Origin of the sequence: uncultured Bradyrhizobium sp. (assembly GCF_936943645.1) — a bacterium.
Classification (GTDB): domain Bacteria; phylum Pseudomonadota; class Alphaproteobacteria; order Rhizobiales; family Xanthobacteraceae; genus Bradyrhizobium.
The window spans coordinates 1-2,733 of sequence record NZ_CAKZJO010000115.1 but is presented as its reverse complement, the minus strand read 5'-3'; the positions used below and the strand labels follow the sequence as shown (position 1 = coordinate 2,733).

3 protein-coding genes and 1 pseudogene are annotated in these 2,733 nt (G+C 66.2%); all 4 read left to right on the top strand.

Annotated elements, in window-relative coordinates; translation table 11 throughout:
- Positions 1-78, top strand: a pseudogene (locus Q0743_RS33910) (chemotaxis protein CheW); the annotation flags it as partial.
- A gap of 73 nt (positions 79-151) precedes the next feature.
- A complete protein-coding gene (locus Q0743_RS33905) occupies positions 152-517 on the top strand; it encodes a PleD family two-component system response regulator (protein WP_007600538.1) in 366 nt (121 codons plus the stop codon).
- 78 nt (positions 518-595) lie between these two features.
- Complete coding sequence (locus Q0743_RS33900) at positions 596-1,786, top strand: chemotaxis response regulator protein-glutamate methylesterase (RefSeq protein ID WP_298245748.1); 1,191 nt, start codon at positions 596-598, stop codon at positions 1,784-1,786.
- Entirely contained in the window at positions 1,783-2,655 is an 873-nt protein-coding gene (locus Q0743_RS33895; protein WP_298245747.1) for a protein-glutamate O-methyltransferase CheR, read from the top strand. Before Q0743_RS33900 ends, Q0743_RS33895 begins: the two co-directional genes overlap by 4 nt.
- Positions 2,656-2,733: the final 78 nt, after the last annotated feature.

Sequence of the window (2,733 nt, the reverse complement as noted above, 5' to 3'; positions counted from 1 at the left end):
CGCCTCGACGGTCAGCTCATGGTCGTCCTCGACGTCGACCGCGTCCTCGAGCTCGCGCCCGAGATGATGGCGGCCTGATACGGCGGCCTCGCCGCCGACGTGCCAGTAATTGGAAGTGCCCCCCGCAAAGGGGGAGGAAGCAGAGGTTCACATGCGAACTTGTCTCGTCGTTGATGATTCCAGCGTCATCCGCAAGGTTGCGCGCCGGATCCTGGAGGGCCTCGACTTCCAGATCCTCGAAGCCGAGGACGGTGAGAAGGCGCTGGAAGCCTGCAAGCGCGGCTTGCCCGACGCGGTGCTGCTCGACTGGAACATGCCCGTGATGGACGGCTACGAGTTCCTCGGCCATCTCCGGCGGATGCCCGGCGGCGACCAGCCCAAGGTGGTGTTCTGCACCACCGAGAACGACGTCGCGCATATCGCGCGCGCGCTGCATGCCGGCGCCAACGAATACATCATGAAGCCGTTCGACAAGGACATCGTGACGGCGAAATTCCAGGAAGTCGGCCTTATCTGAGCGACCGGCCGGAGGAGGCCTCACGGATCCTTCGGCGCCCGTTTTCAACCGTTCCCTTTCAGTCTGAGTTGGTGAGTAATGAGTGTTGCGTTCGCAGGGAATTCGACCACAGGCTCGTCGCGCGAAGCCGGGCCGCTGCGCGTGATGATCGTCGACGACTCCGTCGTCATCCGCGGTCTGATCTCGCGCTGGGTCGGCGCCGAACACGACATGGAGGTCGCTGCTTCCTTGCGGACCGGGCTCGAGGCGGTCAACCAGCTCGAACGCATCAACCCCGACGTCGCCGTGCTCGACATCGAAATGCCCGAGCTCGACGGCATCTCGGCGCTGCCGCAACTGCTGGCCAAGAAGCGCGATCTCGTCATCATCATGGCCTCGACGCTGCCCCGCCGCAACGCGGAGATCAGCTTCAAGGCGCTGTCGCTCGGCGCCGCCGATTACATTCCGAAGCCGGAATCGACGCGTGAAGCGTCGGCCGCGGACATCTTTCACCACGACCTGATCCAGAAGATCCGTCATCTCGGTGCGCGGCTGCGGCGCAAGCCCGCGGTTGCGAGCCCGCCGCTGGCGCCCGCAACTCCGGCTCCGGCCCCGCGCGGTCCCGTGGCGCGGCCCGCCGCGCCCGCGCCGGCCTTGCAGGCGCCGTCGTCGGGATCGCTGGTCACGCGTCCGTTCTCCAGCCAGGCCCCCAAGGTGCTGCTGATCGGCTCCTCGACCGGCGGCCCGCAGGCGCTGATGGCGCTCGTCACCGAGCTCGGCCCTGTGATCGATCGCTTCCCGGTGCTGATCACCCAGCACATGCCGCCGACCTTCACGACCATCCTTGCCGAGCATCTGGCGCGCTCGAGCCGCAAGCCGGCAGCCGAGGCGGTCGACGGTGAGCCGGTGAAGCCGGGACGGATCTATCTTGCGCCCGGCGGCAAGCACATGCGGGTCGCGCGCAACGGCGCCGACACCGTGATCGCGCTCGACGACGGCCCCGCCGTCAATTTCTGCAAGCCCGCGGTCGATCCGCTCTTCACCTCCGCCATCGACATCTGGCACGGCAACATCCTCTCCGTGATCCTGACGGGCATGGGCTCGGACGGCATGCGCGGCGGCAAGGACATCGTCGCCGCCGGCGGCAGCGTGATTGCGCAGGACGAAGCCTCCAGCGTGGTCTGGGGCATGCCGGGCGCGGCAGCCAATGCCGGCATCTGCGCGGCGATCCTGCCGCTCAACCAGATCGGCGCCAAGGTCAACCGCCTGTTCGCGGGAGACCGCTCGTGACGCCCACCGATTACGATTATCTGCGCAAGTTCCTGAAAGAGCGCTCCGGCCTCGATCTGTCGCCCGACAAGCAGTATCTCGTCGAGAGCAGGCTGCTGCCGCTGGCGCGCAAGGCGAGTCTTCCCGGCATTCCCGATCTCGTGCTGAAGATCAGGAACGGTGACGGCCGGCTTGCCACCGACGTGGTCGAAGCGATGACCACCAACGAGACCTTCTTCTATCGCGACAAGATCCCGTTCGATCATCTGCGCGATACCATCCTGCCGGGCCTGATCCAGGCGCGCGCGGCACGCAAGAGCCTGCGCATCTGGTCGGCGGCGTCGTCGACCGGGCAGGAGCCCTATTCGATCGCGATGTGCGTGAAGGAGATGGGCGCGGCGCTCGCCGGCTGGCGTATCGAGATCGTCGCCACCGACCTGTCGCAGGAAGTGCTGGAGAAATCCAAGGCCGGCGTCTACAGCCAGTTCGAGGTGCAGCGCGGCCTGCCGATCCAGCAGCTGATGAAGTATTTCACGCAAGTCGGCGAGCTCTGGCAGCTCAATGCCGACATCCGCGCCATGGTGCAGTTCCGCCAGCTCAACCTGCTGCAGGACTTCTCCCATCTCGGCACGTTCGACGTGATCTTCTGCCGCAACGTGCTGATCTATTTCGATCAGGACACCAAGGCGGTGATCTTCGAGCGAATGGCGAAGACGATGGAGGCCGACGGCACCTTGCTGCTTGGCGCCGCCGAATCCGTCGTCGGCATCACCGACGCGTTCCGTCCCATCACCGAGCGCCGCGGCCTCTACCAGCTCAACCCCGCGCGCTCCGGCCGTCCCATGGGCGGATTGATGCCGCAGCCGCTGAAGCTCGCCGCGGCGAAGTGAGATGCTCTTCACCTCGCCCCGCTTGCGGGGAGAGGTCGGATTGCATCGAAGATGCAATCCGGGTGAGGGGGACTCTCC

What these genes read in the sequence shown, in the direction of transcription:
- Q0743_RS33905 (WP_007600538.1), top strand. Translation starts at nt 152, where the DNA reads ATGCGAACTTGTCTCGTCGTTGATGATTCCAGCGTCATCCGCAAGGTT.
- Q0743_RS33900 (WP_298245748.1), top strand. Translation starts at nt 596, where the DNA reads ATGAGTGTTGCGTTCGCAGGGAATTCGACCACAGGCTCGTCGCGCGAA.